Source organism: Corynebacterium sp. MSK195, from assembly GCF_030228885.1.
Classification (GTDB): Bacteria; Actinomycetota; Actinomycetes; order Mycobacteriales; family Mycobacteriaceae; genus Corynebacterium.
Genome location: NZ_JASPGT010000012.1, coordinates 1 through 14,827, shown reverse-complemented (window position 1 = coordinate 14,827; position 14,827 = coordinate 1). Strand labels below are relative to the sequence as shown.

Below are 14,827 nucleotides of genomic sequence, written 5' to 3'. Positions count from 1 at the left end.
GGCCCTATGACTAGCAATGCCTTTAAGATTACGGAAGAAAACCTGCCGGACGCCCCGGAGCTGGCTCGCCGCGTAGAAGCGCTGGCTGAGCAGGCTGAACGCCAGGATGGGATGGCGCCGCTGTCGGAGCAATACCTCAACGGTCTTAGTGATTCCCGTTTGAAGCACCGCCACCTGGTGGCCTGGGTAGGGGAGGAACCGTGCGGCGTAGCCGGTTTGGAAGGGTCCACCGCCGAGCTATTCATTGCTCCCGACTTCCGCGGGCAGGGCTATGGTGCCGCGCTTTACGACGCCGCCGCTAAGACCCCCAACCTCCACGCCTGGGCCCACGGGAACCTGCCGGCGGCACAGGCGCTCGCGCACTCCCGCGACCTACAGGTCACCCGCAAGCTGGTGGTCATGGGTATCGGGGGAGAAGAGCTCGCAGCGGCCGCCCGCCCCGAAGGCTTGCCATTGACCGCCTTGAATTACACCGAGGCGGTGAATAAGTGGGGCAAGGACTTTGTGGAAGAGCAGTGGCTCAAGGTCAATAACGAGGCCTTTTCCTGGCATCCCGAACAAGGTGGCTGGGATCTCGATCGCCTGCATCGCGGCATGGAGGCAGACTGGTTCGACCCCGCAGACCTGCTTTTCCTGTGGGATACGGCAGATGAGCCGGCACTGGCCGGCTTCCACTGGACCAAGTGGCATGCGGAGGAAACTCCGGGCTTCGGTGAGGTCTACGTGGTGGGCTTGGCTGAAGACTACCGCGGTAAGAAGTTGGGCGGTCCGCTGCTACAGATTGGCCTGCGCCGCATGGTGGAAAAGGGGGCTCAGCGGGTAATTCTTTATGTAGAAGCGGATAATGATCCGGCACTGAAGGCGTACGAGCGCCTAGGCTTTGAGGTTGATGAAGAACACGTCGTATGGGGCGTGTGTGACTAACGTCATGGGTTGAGCTGTGTTTGTTCACCCAGTGTTTACCTCTTGGCACCCTTTTGGTCAGATCCTGCGGATAGCTTTACACCCTGTGAGTTAACCGCACCTGTGCGCCTGCATCTCGCCTCAGAAGGCGGAGCGGGATGCAGGAAATATCTCTCTAGGAGATGCGGTTTCCTCGGACAATCAATCTCTGATCTGCACCGGAAAGGGTTTTCCCGTGATTCGCAACTTCAAGCGCACTGCCGCAATCTTCGGCATCGTAGCCGCAACCTCCACCGCTCTCGTAGCTTGCTCTGAGGAGTCTGGCTCCTCCTCCGACTCCGCTGGCGGCGAGGACGTCTCCGGCGAGCTCGTCGGCGACGGCGCATCCTCCCAGCAGAACGCAATGTCCTACTTCCAGACTGCGTTCTCCGAGGATCACCCAGACGCTTCCCTGTCCTACAACGCTTCCGGTTCCGGCGCCGGCGTTGAGGCCTTCACCAATGGCCAGGCTGACTTCGCTGGTTCTGACTCCGCTCTGAAGGAAGACGAGGGTGAGGTCGAGGCTGCCGCTAAGCGTTGCGATGGCAACGAGGCATGGCACCTGCCAACCACCATCGGTCCGGTTGCCATCGCCTACAACCTGGGTGACACCGAGATCAACCTCTCCACCGAGACCCTGGGCAAGATCTTCAAGGGCGAAATCAAGAAGTGGAACGACAAGGCCATCGCTGCTGACAACGAGGGCACCGACCTGCCGGACAAGGACATCACCGTCATCTTCCGTTCCGACGAGTCCGGTACCTCCGCAAACTTCCAGAAGTTCCTGAAGGCCGCTACCGGTGACTGGGACTCCGAGGGCAAGCAGTTCCCGGACACTGTTGGTGAGGGTGCTAACGGCTCCTCCGGCGTTGCTGACCAGGTTGCAAGCATCGATGGTGCTATCACCTACGTCGAGGCTGGCTTCGCAGACCAGAAGGAAGGCGAGGGCGTCAAGAAGGCCAAGATTGACTTCGGCCACGGCCCGGTTGAGCTGTCCACCGAGTCCGTCAACAAGGCTCTGGAGAACCTGGAGTTCAAGGAGACCGAGTCCGAGCACAACATGGTTGTTGACTCCGATGCACTGTTCTCCTCCGACAACGAGGGTGCATACCCGCTCATCCTGACCACCTACAACATCGTGTGCTCCAAGGGCTACGACGAGGAGACCTCCAAGCTGGTCAAGTCCTTCTTCACCTCCGTCCTGGACCACCAGGATGACCAGCTGGCTGAGCAGGGCTTCATCCCAGTTGAGGGCGCACACCTGGACAAGCTGAAGGCTGCTGTTGACGCTCTGCAGTAAGCGCTAAAGCTGCAATAGCTTAATACCTCCCCGCCCCCACTGCCGCACACGATTCGCGCTTTGGGGGCACAGGTATGTAACGATATTTTCCATTTTTAACGCTGAAAAGGATTAACAGTCTCATGGCAGACAATAATCTCACCACGGCTCCAGAGCAGGTGGACGCGAACGTCACCTCTGCCGAGCGAGTCTCCAACAGCGGACACGACGAGGTAGTTACCACCAGCTCCAATAGCGGCGTTAAGCGCCCAGGCGACCGTGTCTTTGAATTCCTGTCCACTGCTTCGGCAACCCTCATCACCGTTATGATTGCCGCCATTGCCGCCTTCCTGCTGTGGCGTGCGGTTCCCGCCCTAGGCGTTAACGACGGCGGCATCATGGGCTTCTTCACCTATGGCGGACGATGGGAGACCACCGATACCTCCGCGATGAAGTTCGGTATCCCGACCATGTTCGGTACCACCGTTCTCATCTCCGTCTTCGCCCTCCTGCTGGCTATGCCGGTGGCCCTAGCCATCGCCATCTTCCTGTCCAACTACGCGCCTGCCCGCTTGGTTAAGCCGCTCGGCTTCCTCGTGGACATGCTCGCTGCAGTTCCGTCCATCGTCTACGGCCTGTGGGGTTGGCAGGTTCTTGGCCCGGCACTGTCCGGCTTCTACTCCTGGATGGAATCCTGGGCGGGTGGATTCTTCCTGTTCCACGTCTTCGATAACTCGCCGTCCTTTGCAACCGGCCGCAACCTGTTTACCGGTGGCATCGTGCTTGCCGTGATGATTCTGCCGATCATCGCTGCTACCGCGCGCGAGGTCTTCGTGCAGACCCCTCCAGGCCAGGTGGAATCCGCCCTGGCTCTGGGCGCTACCCGCTGGGAAGTTATCCGCATGACCGTTCTGCCATTCGGCATGTCCGGCTACATCGCCGGCTCTATGCTCGGCCTGGGCCGTGCACTGGGTGAGACCATGGCGCTGTACATGGTTGTCTCCCCGCTGATTGACTTCCGCTTCTCGCTTTTCGACGGCGGCACGACCTTCGCCACGGCCATCGCCCTGGCATCTGCCGAGTTCGGTAACGAGATGCGCGCTGGTGCCTACATCGCCGCCGGCCTCATGCTGTTCTTGCTGACCTTCGTGGTCAACGCCATTGCCCGCGCCATCGTGAAGAGTAAGTAAGGAGGGGAGGATCAATGACTACGACTACTAATGCCAAGCCTGCCTCCCAAGGCGGCGCGACCTTCCTGGACATCTCCGGCTCCCGCAAGATGACCAATAACATCGCCACCGCGGTGGTCTGGGGCGCAATGATTCTGGCCATGGTTCCGCTGGTATGGGTTCTGTGGGAACTCATCGCCCGCGGCAGTGGCGTCATCCTCAACCCTGAGTGGTGGACCGCTTCCCAGCGCGGCATCATGAATAGCTCTTCTGGTGGCGGTGCCGCTCACGCCATCGTGGGTACCTTTGTCCAGACCATTCTGGCCTCCATTATCTCTATCCCGATCGGCATCTTTACCGCCATCTACTTGGTGGAGTACTCCAAGGGCGGCTGGCTCGGCCGCATCACCACCTTCATGGTGGACATCCTGTCCGGTGTGCCTTCCATCGTTGCGGCCCTGTTCATCTTTGCCATGTGGATCACCCTGTTCGGCTTTGGTCGCTCCGGCTTCGCCGTGGCGCTGTCCCTGGTGCTGCTGATGATTCCAATTGTGGTGCGCAATACCGAAGAGATGCTACGCGTGGTCCCCATGGATCTGCGTGAGGCGTCCTACGCACTCGGCGTTCCGAAGTGGAAGACCATCGCCCGCATCGTTCTGCCTACCGCACTGTCCGGCATCGTCACCGGCATCATGCTGGCGATTGCTCGCGTGATGGGTGAGTCCTCGCCGGTGCTGGTCTTGGTTGGTTCCTCCTCCGTCATCAACTGGGATGCCTTCAAGGGTTCTCAGTCCTCGCTCCCGCTGATGATGCTGGATATGTATAAGGCCGGCGCACAGCCCGCCGTACTGGACAAGCTCTGGGGAGCAGCGTTGACGCTGGTTATCCTCATCGCCGTCCTCAACATTGCGGCCCGCATCGTTTCCGCGAAGTTCTCGGTTAAGAAGTAAACGCCGTACCACTTGATTCCGCCATACACTTGCTAGAGGAGAAACTCCCAAATGTCTAAGCTCGCGCTCAATGACGTGAACATTTTTTACGGCGACTTCCACGCCGTTCAGAACGTGAATATGCAGATTCCGGCCCAGGCCGTGACCGCATTCATCGGCCCTTCCGGCTGTGGTAAGTCCACCGTGCTGCGCACCATCAACCGTATGCACGAGGTTATCCCTGGCGCCTCCGTGAAGGGTGAAATCCTGTTGGATGGCACCAATATCTACGGACCGAAGGTTGACCCGGTATCCGTACGCAACACCATCGGCATGGTCTTCCAGAAGGCAAACCCATTTCCCACGATGTCCATCGAGGACAATGTGGTGGCAGGCCTGAAGCTGTCCGGTGAAAAGAACAAGAAGAAGCTCAAGGAAGTTGCGGAGAAGTCCCTGCGCGGCGCCAACCTGTGGGATGAGGTTAAGGATCGCTTGGACAAGCCAGGCGGTGGCCTCTCCGGTGGTCAGCAGCAGCGTCTGTGCATCGCCCGCGCTATCGCCGTGGAGCCAGAGGTATTGCTCATGGACGAGCCTTGTTCCGCACTGGATCCGATTTCCACCCTCGCCGTGGAGGACCTCATCCATGAGCTGAAGGAAAACTTCACCATCGTTATTGTGACCCACAACATGCAGCAGGCAGCCCGCGTGTCCGATAAGACCGGCTTCTTCTCCCTAGAAGCAACCGGTAAGCCGGGCCACCTGGTGGAGTTCGACGACACCACCAAGATCTTCGAGAATCCTTCTCAGAAGGAGACCGAGGATTACATCTCTGGCCGCTTTGGCTAAAGAGTAAGAGAGATTGTCCGAGAGAAAGGGGGCCGGTTTGAACCGGCCCCCTTTTTGGCTCTTAAATCCGTCTAACGGCGAAACTGACGCTCGAGTTCTGCCATCCGCGCTTCAAATTCGGCGTCCTTTTTGTCCTCCTCTAGCTTCTTGGCGTAGACATTGGGCAAGAGACCCGTGGTCAGATAGATGATGTGGCCGGCCACGGAGACGCAGTGGTCCGCATAGCGCTCGTAGTAGCGCGTAATTTGTGAGGTCTCAACGGCTTCGCGCACGCTGCCTTCCCATTCGCGCTGAGTCAGGATGCGCAGAATATGGGAGTTGATATCATCCACTGCATCATCGTCGGCACGGAGGTTGACGGACAAATCCGCATCAGGGGTGACGAGGATATCGTGCAGCACCGACCCCATTTCTTCAGTGAGGCGGTACATCTCCTCGAAGTAGCCGATGTAATTCGCCGGTACCACGGCGTCAGGGTGGCGGCGGCGCGCGGAGTCCGCGATGTGCTGGGAAAGCCGGCCCATGCGGTAGAGATCCTCCACGATATAAATCGAGGAGACTACCTGACGGAGGTCCTGCGCCATGGGGTTTTCCAGCGCCAAAAGTGTTACAGCACGCTCAGAGCACCTAACGCGAATTTCGTCTAGCTCCTCAGTCATGGTGAGGGCATCTTCCGCGGAGTCCAAGGCGCCTTGCAGTAGTGCCTGCGAAGCCTTATCCAAGATGGTGCGCACGGTATCGCACATCACGATGAGGTCATGGGAGAAGTTATCTAAGTGTTCCCTGTAGGCGGCACGCATGCCAAAGATAATAGCGAAAACTTTTCGCTTTTGCGCAACTTAAGAAGGGGTTAAATGCACGATTCCTGTATGTATTTAGCTGCTCTTAAATTGCTGTCAGGCTATCCGCCGGAATTCATAATGTCCGCAGCAACGGGAACGCAATCATCCTCGGGATCGTCGAGCCAACCATCCGGCAATGCCACCTTGGATGGCGAGCCCTGACGGCCGCGGGCTCCGTCGGCGTCGGCAGCTAGAGCATCGGACTCTGCCCAAGGTGCAAGGAGCTCACGCAAGGCATCGAGGGAATTGACCTTGGCTAAGCCCGCGCGGACCTGGCCACCAACCGGGAAACCACGCAGGTACCAACCGATGTGCTTGCGGATATCGCGGGAAGCATTGTCCTCGCCATCGTGCTCCGCCAGTAGCTCCGCGTGGCGGAGGATTACCTGGGTCACCTCGCCCAGGGTAGGCTCTGCCGGAATGGACTCGCCGCGCAGTGCGGCGCCGAGCTCGGCAAAGAGCCACGGGCGGCCGAGGCAGCCGCGGCCTACCTGCACGCCGTCGCAGCCGGTTTGTTCCATCATGCGGCGGGCATCCTCGGCACGGAAGATATCGCCATTGCCCAGCACTGGTACGCCGGTATCTGCCAGATGCTCTTTGAGGCGCGCGATTTCGTCCCATCGTGCTTCACCGGAGTAGCGCTGAGCGGCGGTACGGCCGTGCAGGGTAACGGCGGCGGCACCGGACTCGACGGCGATGCGCCCGGCGTCGAGATGCGTATGGTGCTCGTCATCGATGCCCACACGCATCTTTACCGTGACCGGGATATTGGTGCCCTCTGTGGCCTTGACCGCAGCCGAGACGATATTGCCAAAGAGGCGTCGCTTATAAGGCAGCGCGGAACCGCCGCCGCGGCGGGTCACCTTGGGAACCGGGCAACCAAAGTTCATATCGATGTGGTCCGCGAGGTTTTCGTCGACGATCATCTTCGCGGCTTTATAGGTATATTCCGGATCTACCGTATAGATCTGTAAGGAACGAGGATCTTCCTGCGGCGCAAAGGTGGTCATGTGCAGCGTCTTTTCATTGCGCTCTACCAGTGCACGGGCGGTGACCATCTCGCAGACGTAAAGGCCCGACACCGTGCCGGTGCGCGCCAACTCCTGCTCGCGGCACAACGTGCGGAAGGCAACGTTGGTTACCCCCGCCATCGGGGCGAGGATGACGGGGGAGGAGAGATCGTAGTGTCCAATGCGCAAATTCACGCCCCAATTGTGCTAGTTAACGGGGGAAAATAGCAACCGGGTCCACAGTGGCGCCGTTCCCTATTTCTGTTTTATGGGGTAGGGGTCACACAAAAGTGGTGGAAATCTTGCAAAGATTCGCTAATGTGGGCTGTGTAACTAATTAGAACGGCCGTTATTTTGGCTGGCCCCTTAATGAAGGAGGATTACCCTTGTCCGAGAGAATCGCGTACGCCCCATTTGAGAAGCTCGTGGTTTCTGCAGAAGAGGCTGCTCAGCACGTTAACCACGGTGACCGCGTGGGCATTTCCGGCTTCACCGGTGCTGGCTACCCCAAGGGCCTGCCCACCGCCATTGCAGAGAAGGCCAAGGCTCTACATGAAAAGGGCGAGGAATTTAAGATCGACGTCTTCTCCGGCGCTTCCACCGCCCCGGACTGCGATGGCGTTCTGGCGGAAGCTGAGGCGATTCGCTTCCGCTCTCCTTATAACTCCGATCCCACGCTGCGTAAGCAGTTCAATGATGGCACCGCGCTTTACCAGGATATCCACCTGTCTCACTCGGGCCAGCAGGTAGAAGAGGGCTTCTACGGTGACTTCCAGGTGGCCATTATTGAGGCCGTGCGCATTACCGAAGAAGGCCACGTGGTGCCGTCCTCCGCGGTGGGCAATAACCTCGAGTTCATCGAGGCCGCCGATAAGATCATCATCGAGATCAATGAGTGGCAGTCCATCAACCTCGAGGGCATGCACGATATCTACCGCATTGAAAAGCTGCCTAATCGCCAGCCCATCCCTATCACTAAGCCGGGCGACCGCATCGGTACCACCTACATGGAGGTGCCGGAGGACAAGGTTGTTGCAGTGGTTAAGACCGATGCCCCGGACCGCAACGCACCATTCAAGGAACCGGACGAGGTTTCCGAGAAAATCGCCGCCAACTTCATCGAGTTCCTCGAGGGGGAGGTCGCCGCTGGTCGCCTTGAGTATGACAAGTTCATCATGCAATCCGGCGTGGGCAACGTCCCCAACGCCGTGATGGCCGGCCTTTTGGATTCCAAGTTTGAGAATATTCAGGCCTATACCGAGGTCATTCAGGATGGCATGCTCGATCTCATCGATGCGGGCAAGATGACCATGGCTTCCGCTACCTCCTTCGCGCTGTCCCCGGACTACGCGGAGAAGATGAATGCGGAAGCAGAGCGCTACCGCGAGCACATTATTCTGCGCCCACAGCAGGTCTCTAACCATCCAGAGGTCATCCGTCGCGTCGGCCTGATTTCTTCCAATGGCATGATTGAGGCCGATATCTACGGCAACATCAACTCCACCAACGTATCCGGCTCCCGCATCATGAACGGCACCGGCGGCTCGGGTGACTTCACCCGCAACGCCTATATCTCCACCTTCGTTTCCCCGTCCGTGGCAAAGGACGGCGCAATTTCCGCGCTGGTTCCGTTCGTGTCCCACACGGATCACACCGAGCACGACACCATGGTCATCATTACCGAGTACGGTGTAGCTGACCTTCGTGGTCTGGCGCCGAAGGAACGCGTGGAGAAGGTCATCTCCGTGGCACACCCGGATTACCGTCCGTTGCTCGAGGAGTACTTCAACCGTGCTAAGGAAAACAAGTTCCAGCACACCCCGCACGACCTGAAGACCGCCTTTGACTTCCAGGTCCGCTTCATGGAGAAGGGCGATATGCGCGGCTAATGTGGCCGCGCTCCGGCAGGCGCTCAGCGGCGAGCTGGGCGCCTTTCGCTTGCCGACGCCCCCCTAATTAGGACTTTGCAAATACCGCAAGCTAAACTGGAGCGACGTTGGGCCTTTAGCTCAGTTGGTAGAGCTACGGACTTTTAATCCGCAGGTCGTGGGTTCGATCCCCACAGGGCCCACAACTGGAGCCACCTTTTTAGGTGGCTCCTTTTAGTTTTTCACCATCTTCTTAATGGCGCGCATGGCCTCTTCTAGCTTCTCGGTGGCTACCTCACCGTCCTCGGCGGCGGCACCGGCCACACAGTGCTCAATATGGTCTTCTAGGAGCGCTAGTGAGACATTCTCCAGTGCCGACTTCACTGCCGAAATCTGGGTGATGATGTCGATGCAGTATTGGTCTTCTTCGACCATGCGGTGGATGCCGCGCGTCTGCCCCTCAATGCGCTTGAGTCTGGCGAGGTAGCGATCCTTGCTCTTAGAATCCGCGTTATATCCGTGCACGTGCGGCTCGTGGCAGGAGCACGTTTGATGCTGGTCAGACATGGTTCCTAATCTTTCTGGGGGAGCGATTTTGTAACTAGGTGAGGTCTCCAGTATATTTCTAGAAGTCGCCTTAGCGCGACGGGCCCCCATCGTCTAGCGGCCTAGGACACTGCCCTTTCACGGCAGCGGCACGGGTTCGAATCCCGTTGGGGGTACCAACACGAAAGTGTTGGTCCGAATTAAATATTCGATTGGCCTTGTGGCGCAGTTGGTTAGCGCGCCGCCCTGTCACGGCGGAGGTCGCGGGTTCAAGTCCCGTCAAGGTCGCAGAATGAGCAGCAATCGCTTCGCCGGTTGCTGCTTTTGGTTTTGCTAGGCTGGCGCCATGGAGCCATACGTCGGAATCGCTGTCTTTGAACTCGCCTCCCAAAGCTCGGAGCATTCTAACTTCTTCCGTGAGGACTTCTTTCTCGTCTATGCGGACTCGGATGAGGAGGCGCACCGAAAGGTCGAGGCACGGGCCCATGAGCAAGAATATGAGGGTCTGTGGCTGCGCCACATTGTCGACGTCGCACCCGCCCTCTACGGCCATGTGGATCGAGATTGTGACCTCTATTCGCGGCACTTTTCCGCGCTGGAAGACTACGAGCGCTTCGAGATGAACTTGGGTGGAAAGGATCCACTTTCGCCACCTAAATAGCGTTCTGACGTGCTGATTTGGTGAGTCTTGGGAGTCTTCTGTAAAGTATCTATCCGTGCCCAAGAGCACACACATAATTAAAAATGGCCCTGTGGCGCAGTTGGTTAGCGCGCCGCCCTGTCACGGCGGAGGTCGCGGGTTCAAGTCCCGTCAGGGTCGCGGAAACCTTCGGGTTTCTGGCCAGATAGCTCAGTCGGTAGAGCACACGCCTGAAAAGTGTGGGGTCGCCAGTTCGATCCTGGCTCTGGCCACAATAATGGCTCCTCGTAAGAGGGGCCATTTTTGCTTTAGTATGGGCACATGGAACACGCTATTGCACACCAGCCCGATAAGTCCCGCTACGTCCTTACCGTGGACGGTGTTGAGGCGGGCTCGTGCCACTATGTAGACGCAGACACGACCCGCGAGTTCAACCACACGGTCATCAAGGATGCTTTCCGTGGTCAAGGATTGTCCGCGCCGCTGATTAAGGCCGCGCTTGACGACGTCCGGGGCGTCGGCAAGCAAGTCATTGCTTCCTGCTCCGCCGTGGCGCGCTTTATAGAAAAGAATCCCGAATACCGCGACCTGCTGCGCCCAGAGGGCATATAAAAGCGGCCCACAGTTGCCTGTGAGCCGCTGGGAGAGGATTTAGATGTAGTAGTCGGGGTCAACCAGTTTGATGCGCTCATTCGGGTTGCGCGGACGGTTCTTGGCCGGAATGCCCACCGCGATATGCTCCGCGGGAACGTCCTTCGTCACCACGGCATTGGCGCCAATAGCCGATCCTTCACCGATTGTAATCGGACCGAGCACCTTGGCGCCCGCACCGATGGTGACATTGTCTTCGACGGTGGGGTGGCGCTTGGTCTGGGTAAGGACCTGGCCGCCGAGGGTGACGCCGTGGTAGAGCATGACGCCATCGCCAATCTCTGCGGTTTCACCAATAACGATGCCCATGCCATGGTCAATAAAGAACCGGCGGCCGATAGTGGCGCCAGGGTGGATCTCCACGCCGGTAAAGAAGCGGTTAATCTGCGCCAAGATGCGCGCGGGCCCGCGCAGCCCGCGCTTCCACATCCAGTGCGAAATGCGGTGAGACCACACCGCGTGGAGACCGGAGTACACTACTGCATTTTCGACGTCGCCACGTGCGGCCGGATCGTGATCTCTTGCATTTGCTAAGTCTTCACGGATGTAGCTCATAATGTTCATGCCCACATAGTACTGGCATAAAAAAGGCACCCGCCAAGGTTGGCGGGTGCTTTTATTCAAGCGAAGCAATTTAAGCTTCGCGGATGTCCTCGAAAAGGATGGTGGAGACATAGCGCTCACCAAAGTCCGGCAGGACAACCACGATGGTCTTGCCCTCGAACTCTGGGCGCTCCGCCAGCTTCAGAGCTGCGGAAACGTTGGCGCCGGCGGAGATGCCAACCAGCAGGCCTTCCTGGGTAGCCAGGTCGCGGGATGCCTTGATGGACTCCTCGGTGGTGGCGGTAAAGACTTCGTCGAGAAGCTCGCGGTCAAGTACCTCAGGAACGAAGTTAGCGCCGATGCCCTGAATCTTGTGCGGGCCAGCGTGGCCTTCAGACAGGACAGGGGAGTCGGACGGCTCAACCGCAGCCAAGTGCAGGTCTGGGTTCTTGGACTTCAGGAAGCGGCCCACACCGGTAACGGTGCCGCCGGTGCCTACGCCAGCAACGAAGGCGTCAACCTTACCCTCGGCGTCTTCCCAAATCTCTGGGCCGGTGGTTTCCTCGTGAATCTTCGGGTTTGCCTCGTTAGCGAACTGTGCGGCAAGGATGGCGTTATCGTTCTCGGCGACGATTTCATTCGCCTTGTCGACGGCGCCCTGCATGCCAGCCGCACCAGGGGTCAGCACGATTTCTGCGCCGTAAGCGCGCAGTAGCACCTTGCGCTCATTGGACATGGTCTCCGGCATGGTCAGGATGACCTTGTAGCCCAAGGTGGCGCCAGCCAGCGCCAGGGCGATGCCGGTGTTGCCGGAGGTGGCCTCCACGATGGTGCCGCCCGGCTTGAGCTGACCGGACTTTTCAGCGGCCTCAACGATGGCCTTGCCGATGCGGTCCTTCACGGAGTTAGCCGGGTTAAAAGACTCCACCTTGGCAAGCACGGTAGCGCCCTTGCCTTCGGTAAGACGGTTCAGGCGGACCAGTGGGGTGCCGCCGATGGTTTCCATAATGTTGTTGTAGACAGCCATTTTGTGGACTCCTTTGGGAATCAGTTTTGGGTTCAAATCGCGTACAACGCAAGCGTACACTACACAAGTAGACCAGTCAGTATATAAATTCTAGACTGAGTATTCGGACATTTCATGTGGGATTGCAACGCCGGATAAGCCGAGGGCGATTTCGAATTACCCCCACATGCTGTCTATACTTCCACTCAGTTGCCCGCTGGTCCCCAAATTCCCGGGGGAGGACGGGTACACCTGCTTGGTTACCCCCGACGAGGAAAGAGTCTCATGGAGTCGCATCGCCTCAAAGATGATGAAGAATCCGTACGCGCGGCCCTGTCGTCCCTGAAGACCGCTACAGGTATTCCGGTGACGATGTACGCCACGCTGCTGCCCGATAATCGCCTGCAGATCACACAGTGGGTGGGGCTACGCACCCCAGCGCTGCAGAATCTGATCATTGACTCTGGCGTCGGTGTAGGTGGGCGAGTGGTCAGCACTCGCCGCGCGGTAGGTGTATCCGATTACACTCGTGCCACCACCATTTCGCACGAGAACGACCGCGTGATCCAAGACGAAGGCCTGCACTCTATCGTGGCCGTGCCCGTTACGGTGCAGCGCGAAATTCGCGGCGTCCTCTACGTAGGCGTGCACTCCCCAGTTCGTTTGGGCGATAAGGTCATTGAAGAAGTGACGATGACCGCGCGCACCCTCGAGCAAGACCTGGCCGTTAATTCCGCCATGCGACGTGCCGATGGGTCCAAGGGTGGAGCGGCTCGGGGCCACGTCATGAACGGTGCCGAGTGGGAACAGGTCCGCTCCACCCACTCCAAGCTGCGCATGTTGGCCAACCGCGTAGAAGACGAAGACCTGCGCAAGGAGCTAGAGACGCTGTGTGACCAGATGGTCTCGCCGGTGCGCGTGAAGCAATCCACCAAGCTCTCCGCCCGCGAGCTCGACGTGCTCTCTTGTGTGGCCCTAGGCCATACCAACGTAGAAGCAGCTGAGGAGATGGGGATCGGCGCAGAAACTGTGAAGTCTTATCTGCGCTCGGTAATGCGCAAACTCGGTGCGCATACCCGCTACGAGGCGGTCAATGCCGCACGCCGTATCGGCGCGTTGCCTTAAGAACCGGTAGCGTAGGCAGTTGTGAAAGATCAGTTTATTGTTTCCGGCGGTGCCCGCCTGGAGGGCACCGTTAAAGTAGATGGCGCGAAAAATAGCGTCTTGAAGCTCATGGCCGCATCCTTGCTGGCGGAGGGCACTACGACGCTGACCAACTGCCCAGAAATTCTGGACGTCCCCCTCATGAAGAAGGTTCTCGAGGGGCTCGGCTGCGAGGTAGTCATCGAGGGGGCTGAGGTCCGGATTACTACCCCTGCACAGCCGCAATCCAACGCGGATTTTGACGCGGTCCGCCAATTCCGCGCATCCGTCTGCGTGCTTGGGCCTTTGACCTCCCGCTGTGGCCACGCGAAGGTAGCGTTGCCAGGTGGTGACGCGATTGGTTCCCGCCCGCTCGATATGCATCAAACCGGCCTAGAAAAGCTCGGCGCCACCACCCGTATTGAACACGGTGCCGTCGTGGCAGAGGCTACGCACCTGCGAGGTGCGAATATCCGCCTGGACTTCCCGTCTGTAGGCGCAACCGAAAATATTCTTACCGCTGCGGTCCTCGCCGAGGGGGAAACCGTTCTCCATAACGCGGCTCGCGAGCCGGAAATCGTCGACCTGTGCACCATGCTTAAGTCCATGGGTGCCGATATCGAGGGCGAGGGAAGCTCGGTGGTGACCATCCGCGGCGTCGATAAGCTGCAGCCCACCCAGCATGAGGTTATTGGTGACCGAATTGTGGCAGGTACCTGGGCGTATGCCGCCGCGATGACCCAGGGTGATATCACTGTGGGTGGAATTTCCCCGCGCCACCTGCACCTGCCGCTGGAAAAGCTGAAGTCCGCCGGCGCGGAACTAGAGACCTATGAGAATGGTTTCCGCGTGCGCATGGACCAGCGGCCACAGGCTGTGGACTACCAGACCCTCCCATTTCCGGGATTTCCCACCGACCTGCAGCCGATGGCTATTGGCATCTCTGCCATTGCGGACGGAACGACCGTCATTACGGAGAATGTCTTTGAATCCCGTTTCCGGTTTGTGGATGAAATGCTGCGCTTGGGTGCCGACGCCCAGGTTGACGGCCACCATGTAGTAGTCCGCGGTAAAGAACGACTCTCTTCTACTCACGTGTGGAGTTCCGATATTCGTGCGGGTGCCGGTCTTGTACTTTCTGCACTATGTGCGGATGAGACCACTACGGTCCACGATGTTTTCCACATCGACCGCGGATATCCCAACTTTGTAGAAAATCTGCAGCGCCTCGGTGCCACAATTGAAAGAACTCAAGAAGAAGAGCTCTTTTAACGACATCCCCAGCACACCTTTTTCCGTTGTGTGCTGGGGATTTGGCATTGTTGAAGCGGGTGGACTACATTAATCCAAGTCGCCGCGAGGTAGCCGGGAGGTTACTTCTTTGCGAATTTTGTACGGGCTTGGTTCGATGAT

At 58.6% G+C, this 14,827-nt stretch carries 15 protein-coding genes and 5 tRNA genes; 15 read left to right on the top strand and 5 right to left on the bottom strand.

All coding sequences use genetic code 11. From position 1 onward, the window contains the following. Window positions 1-6: 6 nt before the first annotated feature. From mshD to pstB, 5 genes are all read left to right on the top strand, one after another. A complete protein-coding gene (gene mshD, locus QP909_RS10285) occupies window positions 7-924 on the top strand; it encodes a mycothiol synthase (protein ID WP_284767171.1) in 918 nt (305 codons plus the stop codon). Between the two features lie 214 nt (window positions 925-1,138). Beyond that, on the top strand, window positions 1,139-2,242 hold the full coding sequence (gene pstS / locus QP909_RS10280) for a phosphate ABC transporter substrate-binding protein PstS (RefSeq protein ID WP_284767170.1): 1,104 nt from the start codon (window positions 1,139-1,141) through the stop codon (window positions 2,240-2,242). Window positions 2,243-2,364: 122 nt separating this feature from the next. Next, window positions 2,365-3,411 (top strand): phosphate ABC transporter permease subunit PstC, encoded by a 1,047-nt coding sequence (gene pstC / locus QP909_RS10275; RefSeq protein ID WP_284767169.1) that lies wholly within the window; start codon window positions 2,365-2,367, stop codon window positions 3,409-3,411. 14 nt (window positions 3,412-3,425) lie between these two features. Further along, window positions 3,426-4,340, top strand: a complete 915-nt coding sequence (gene pstA / locus QP909_RS10270; protein ID WP_239273290.1) for a phosphate ABC transporter permease PstA — start codon at window positions 3,426-3,428, stop codon at window positions 4,338-4,340. A 51-nt stretch (window positions 4,341-4,391) separates the two neighbouring features. Continuing rightward, window positions 4,392-5,165 (top strand): phosphate ABC transporter ATP-binding protein PstB, encoded by a 774-nt coding sequence (gene pstB, locus QP909_RS10265; RefSeq protein WP_023019857.1) that lies wholly within the window; start codon window positions 4,392-4,394, stop codon window positions 5,163-5,165. 71 nt (window positions 5,166-5,236) lie between these two features. On the opposite strand, the gene phoU is transcribed toward pstB, so the two are convergent. After that, window positions 5,237-5,965, bottom strand: coding sequence for a phosphate signaling complex protein PhoU (gene phoU / locus QP909_RS10260; RefSeq protein WP_239278187.1), 729 nt, complete (start codon window positions 5,963-5,965; stop codon window positions 5,237-5,239). Between the two features lie 101 nt (window positions 5,966-6,066). Then, entirely contained in the window at window positions 6,067-7,212 is a 1,146-nt protein-coding gene (gene dusB / locus QP909_RS10255; protein WP_239278186.1) for a tRNA dihydrouridine synthase DusB, read from the bottom strand. A 191-nt stretch (window positions 7,213-7,403) separates the two neighbouring features. Here dusB and scpC point away from each other — a divergent pair, with 191 nt between their 5' ends. Together scpC and QP909_RS10245 are read left to right on the top strand one after the other, a co-directional pair. Next, window positions 7,404-8,906 (top strand): succinyl-CoA:acetate CoA-transferase ScpC, encoded by a 1,503-nt coding sequence (gene scpC / locus QP909_RS10250; RefSeq protein WP_284767167.1) that lies wholly within the window; start codon window positions 7,404-7,406, stop codon window positions 8,904-8,906. Window positions 8,907-9,015: 109 nt separating this feature from the next. Then, a tRNA-Lys gene (locus QP909_RS10245) sits at window positions 9,016-9,088 on the top strand. A 31-nt stretch (window positions 9,089-9,119) separates the two neighbouring features. Here QP909_RS10245 and QP909_RS10240 read toward each other — a convergent pair. After that, the gene (locus QP909_RS10240; protein WP_238802146.1) at window positions 9,120-9,452 is read right to left on the bottom strand and encodes a metal-sensitive transcriptional regulator; all 333 of its coding nucleotides are present in this window, start codon (window positions 9,450-9,452) and stop codon (window positions 9,120-9,122) included. 82 nt (window positions 9,453-9,534) lie between these two features. On the opposite strand from QP909_RS10240, the gene QP909_RS10235 reads away from it, so the two are divergent. The 6 genes from QP909_RS10235 to QP909_RS10210 all read left to right on the top strand — a co-directional run bounded on the left by QP909_RS10235 (window position 9,535) and on the right by QP909_RS10210 (window position 10,683). After that, window positions 9,535-9,610, top strand: a tRNA-Glu gene (locus QP909_RS10235). Between the two features lie 35 nt (window positions 9,611-9,645). After that, window positions 9,646-9,719: transfer RNA gene (locus QP909_RS10230), tRNA-Asp, on the top strand. Window positions 9,720-9,777: 58 nt separating this feature from the next. Next, entirely contained in the window at window positions 9,778-10,092 is a 315-nt protein-coding gene (locus tag QP909_RS10225) for a DUF4288 domain-containing protein (protein WP_284767166.1), read from the top strand. Window positions 10,093-10,177: 85 nt separating this feature from the next. Next, a tRNA-Asp gene (locus tag QP909_RS10220) sits at window positions 10,178-10,251 on the top strand. Between the two features lie 19 nt (window positions 10,252-10,270). After that, window positions 10,271-10,343, top strand: a tRNA-Phe gene (locus tag QP909_RS10215). 49 nt (window positions 10,344-10,392) lie between these two features. Beyond that, window positions 10,393-10,683 carry a GNAT family N-acetyltransferase gene (locus tag QP909_RS10210; RefSeq protein WP_284767165.1) on the top strand — a complete coding sequence of 97 codons (291 nt, stop codon included), beginning with the start codon at window positions 10,393-10,395 and terminating at the stop codon, window positions 10,681-10,683. A 39-nt stretch (window positions 10,684-10,722) separates the two neighbouring features. Here the strand turns inward: QP909_RS10210 and epsC are convergent, their stop codons facing one another. Together epsC and cysK are read right to left on the bottom strand one after the other, a co-directional pair. Beyond that, the gene (epsC, locus tag QP909_RS10205; protein ID WP_086589216.1) at window positions 10,723-11,286 is read right to left on the bottom strand and encodes a serine O-acetyltransferase EpsC; all 564 of its coding nucleotides are present in this window, start codon (window positions 11,284-11,286) and stop codon (window positions 10,723-10,725) included. 70 nt (window positions 11,287-11,356) lie between these two features. Continuing rightward, the gene (cysK, locus tag QP909_RS10200) at window positions 11,357-12,292 is read right to left on the bottom strand and encodes a cysteine synthase A (RefSeq protein WP_284767164.1); all 936 of its coding nucleotides are present in this window, start codon (window positions 12,290-12,292) and stop codon (window positions 11,357-11,359) included. Window positions 12,293-12,556: 264 nt separating this feature from the next. On the opposite strand from cysK, the gene ramA reads away from it, so the two are divergent. Both ramA and murA read left to right on the top strand, forming a co-directional pair. Next, window positions 12,557-13,396: an acetate metabolism transcriptional regulator RamA gene (gene ramA, locus QP909_RS10195; protein ID WP_284767163.1), complete on the top strand. Its 840-nt coding sequence runs from the start codon at window positions 12,557-12,559 to the stop codon at window positions 13,394-13,396. Window positions 13,397-13,417: 21 nt separating this feature from the next. Continuing rightward, on the top strand, window positions 13,418-14,686 hold the full coding sequence (gene murA / locus QP909_RS10190) for a UDP-N-acetylglucosamine 1-carboxyvinyltransferase (RefSeq protein WP_284767162.1): 1,269 nt from the start codon (window positions 13,418-13,420) through the stop codon (window positions 14,684-14,686). Window positions 14,687-14,827 lie beyond the last annotated feature (141 nt).

What these genes read in the sequence shown, in the direction of transcription:
- QP909_RS10210 (WP_284767165.1), top strand. Translation starts at nt 10,393, where the DNA reads ATGGAACACGCTATTGCACACCAGCCCGATAAGTCCCGCTACGTCCTT.
- pstC (WP_284767169.1), top strand. Translation starts at nt 2,365, where the DNA reads ATGGCAGACAATAATCTCACCACGGCTCCAGAGCAGGTGGACGCGAAC.
- ramA (WP_284767163.1), top strand. Translation starts at nt 12,557, where the DNA reads ATGGAGTCGCATCGCCTCAAAGATGATGAAGAATCCGTACGCGCGGCC.
- epsC (WP_086589216.1), bottom strand. Translation starts at nt 11,286, where the DNA reads ATGAACATTATGAGCTACATCCGTGAAGACTTAGCAAATGCAAGAGAT.
- pstA (WP_239273290.1), top strand. Translation starts at nt 3,426, where the DNA reads ATGACTACGACTACTAATGCCAAGCCTGCCTCCCAAGGCGGCGCGACC.
- pstB (WP_023019857.1), top strand. Translation starts at nt 4,392, where the DNA reads ATGTCTAAGCTCGCGCTCAATGACGTGAACATTTTTTACGGCGACTTC.
- QP909_RS10240 (WP_238802146.1), bottom strand. Translation starts at nt 9,452, where the DNA reads ATGTCTGACCAGCATCAAACGTGCTCCTGCCACGAGCCGCACGTGCAC.
- QP909_RS10225 (WP_284767166.1), top strand. Translation starts at nt 9,778, where the DNA reads ATGGAGCCATACGTCGGAATCGCTGTCTTTGAACTCGCCTCCCAAAGC.
- cysK (WP_284767164.1), bottom strand. Translation starts at nt 12,292, where the DNA reads ATGGCTGTCTACAACAACATTATGGAAACCATCGGCGGCACCCCACTG.
- mshD (WP_284767171.1), top strand. Translation starts at nt 7, where the DNA reads ATGACTAGCAATGCCTTTAAGATTACGGAAGAAAACCTGCCGGACGCC.
- phoU (WP_239278187.1), bottom strand. Translation starts at nt 5,965, where the DNA reads ATGCGTGCCGCCTACAGGGAACACTTAGATAACTTCTCCCATGACCTC.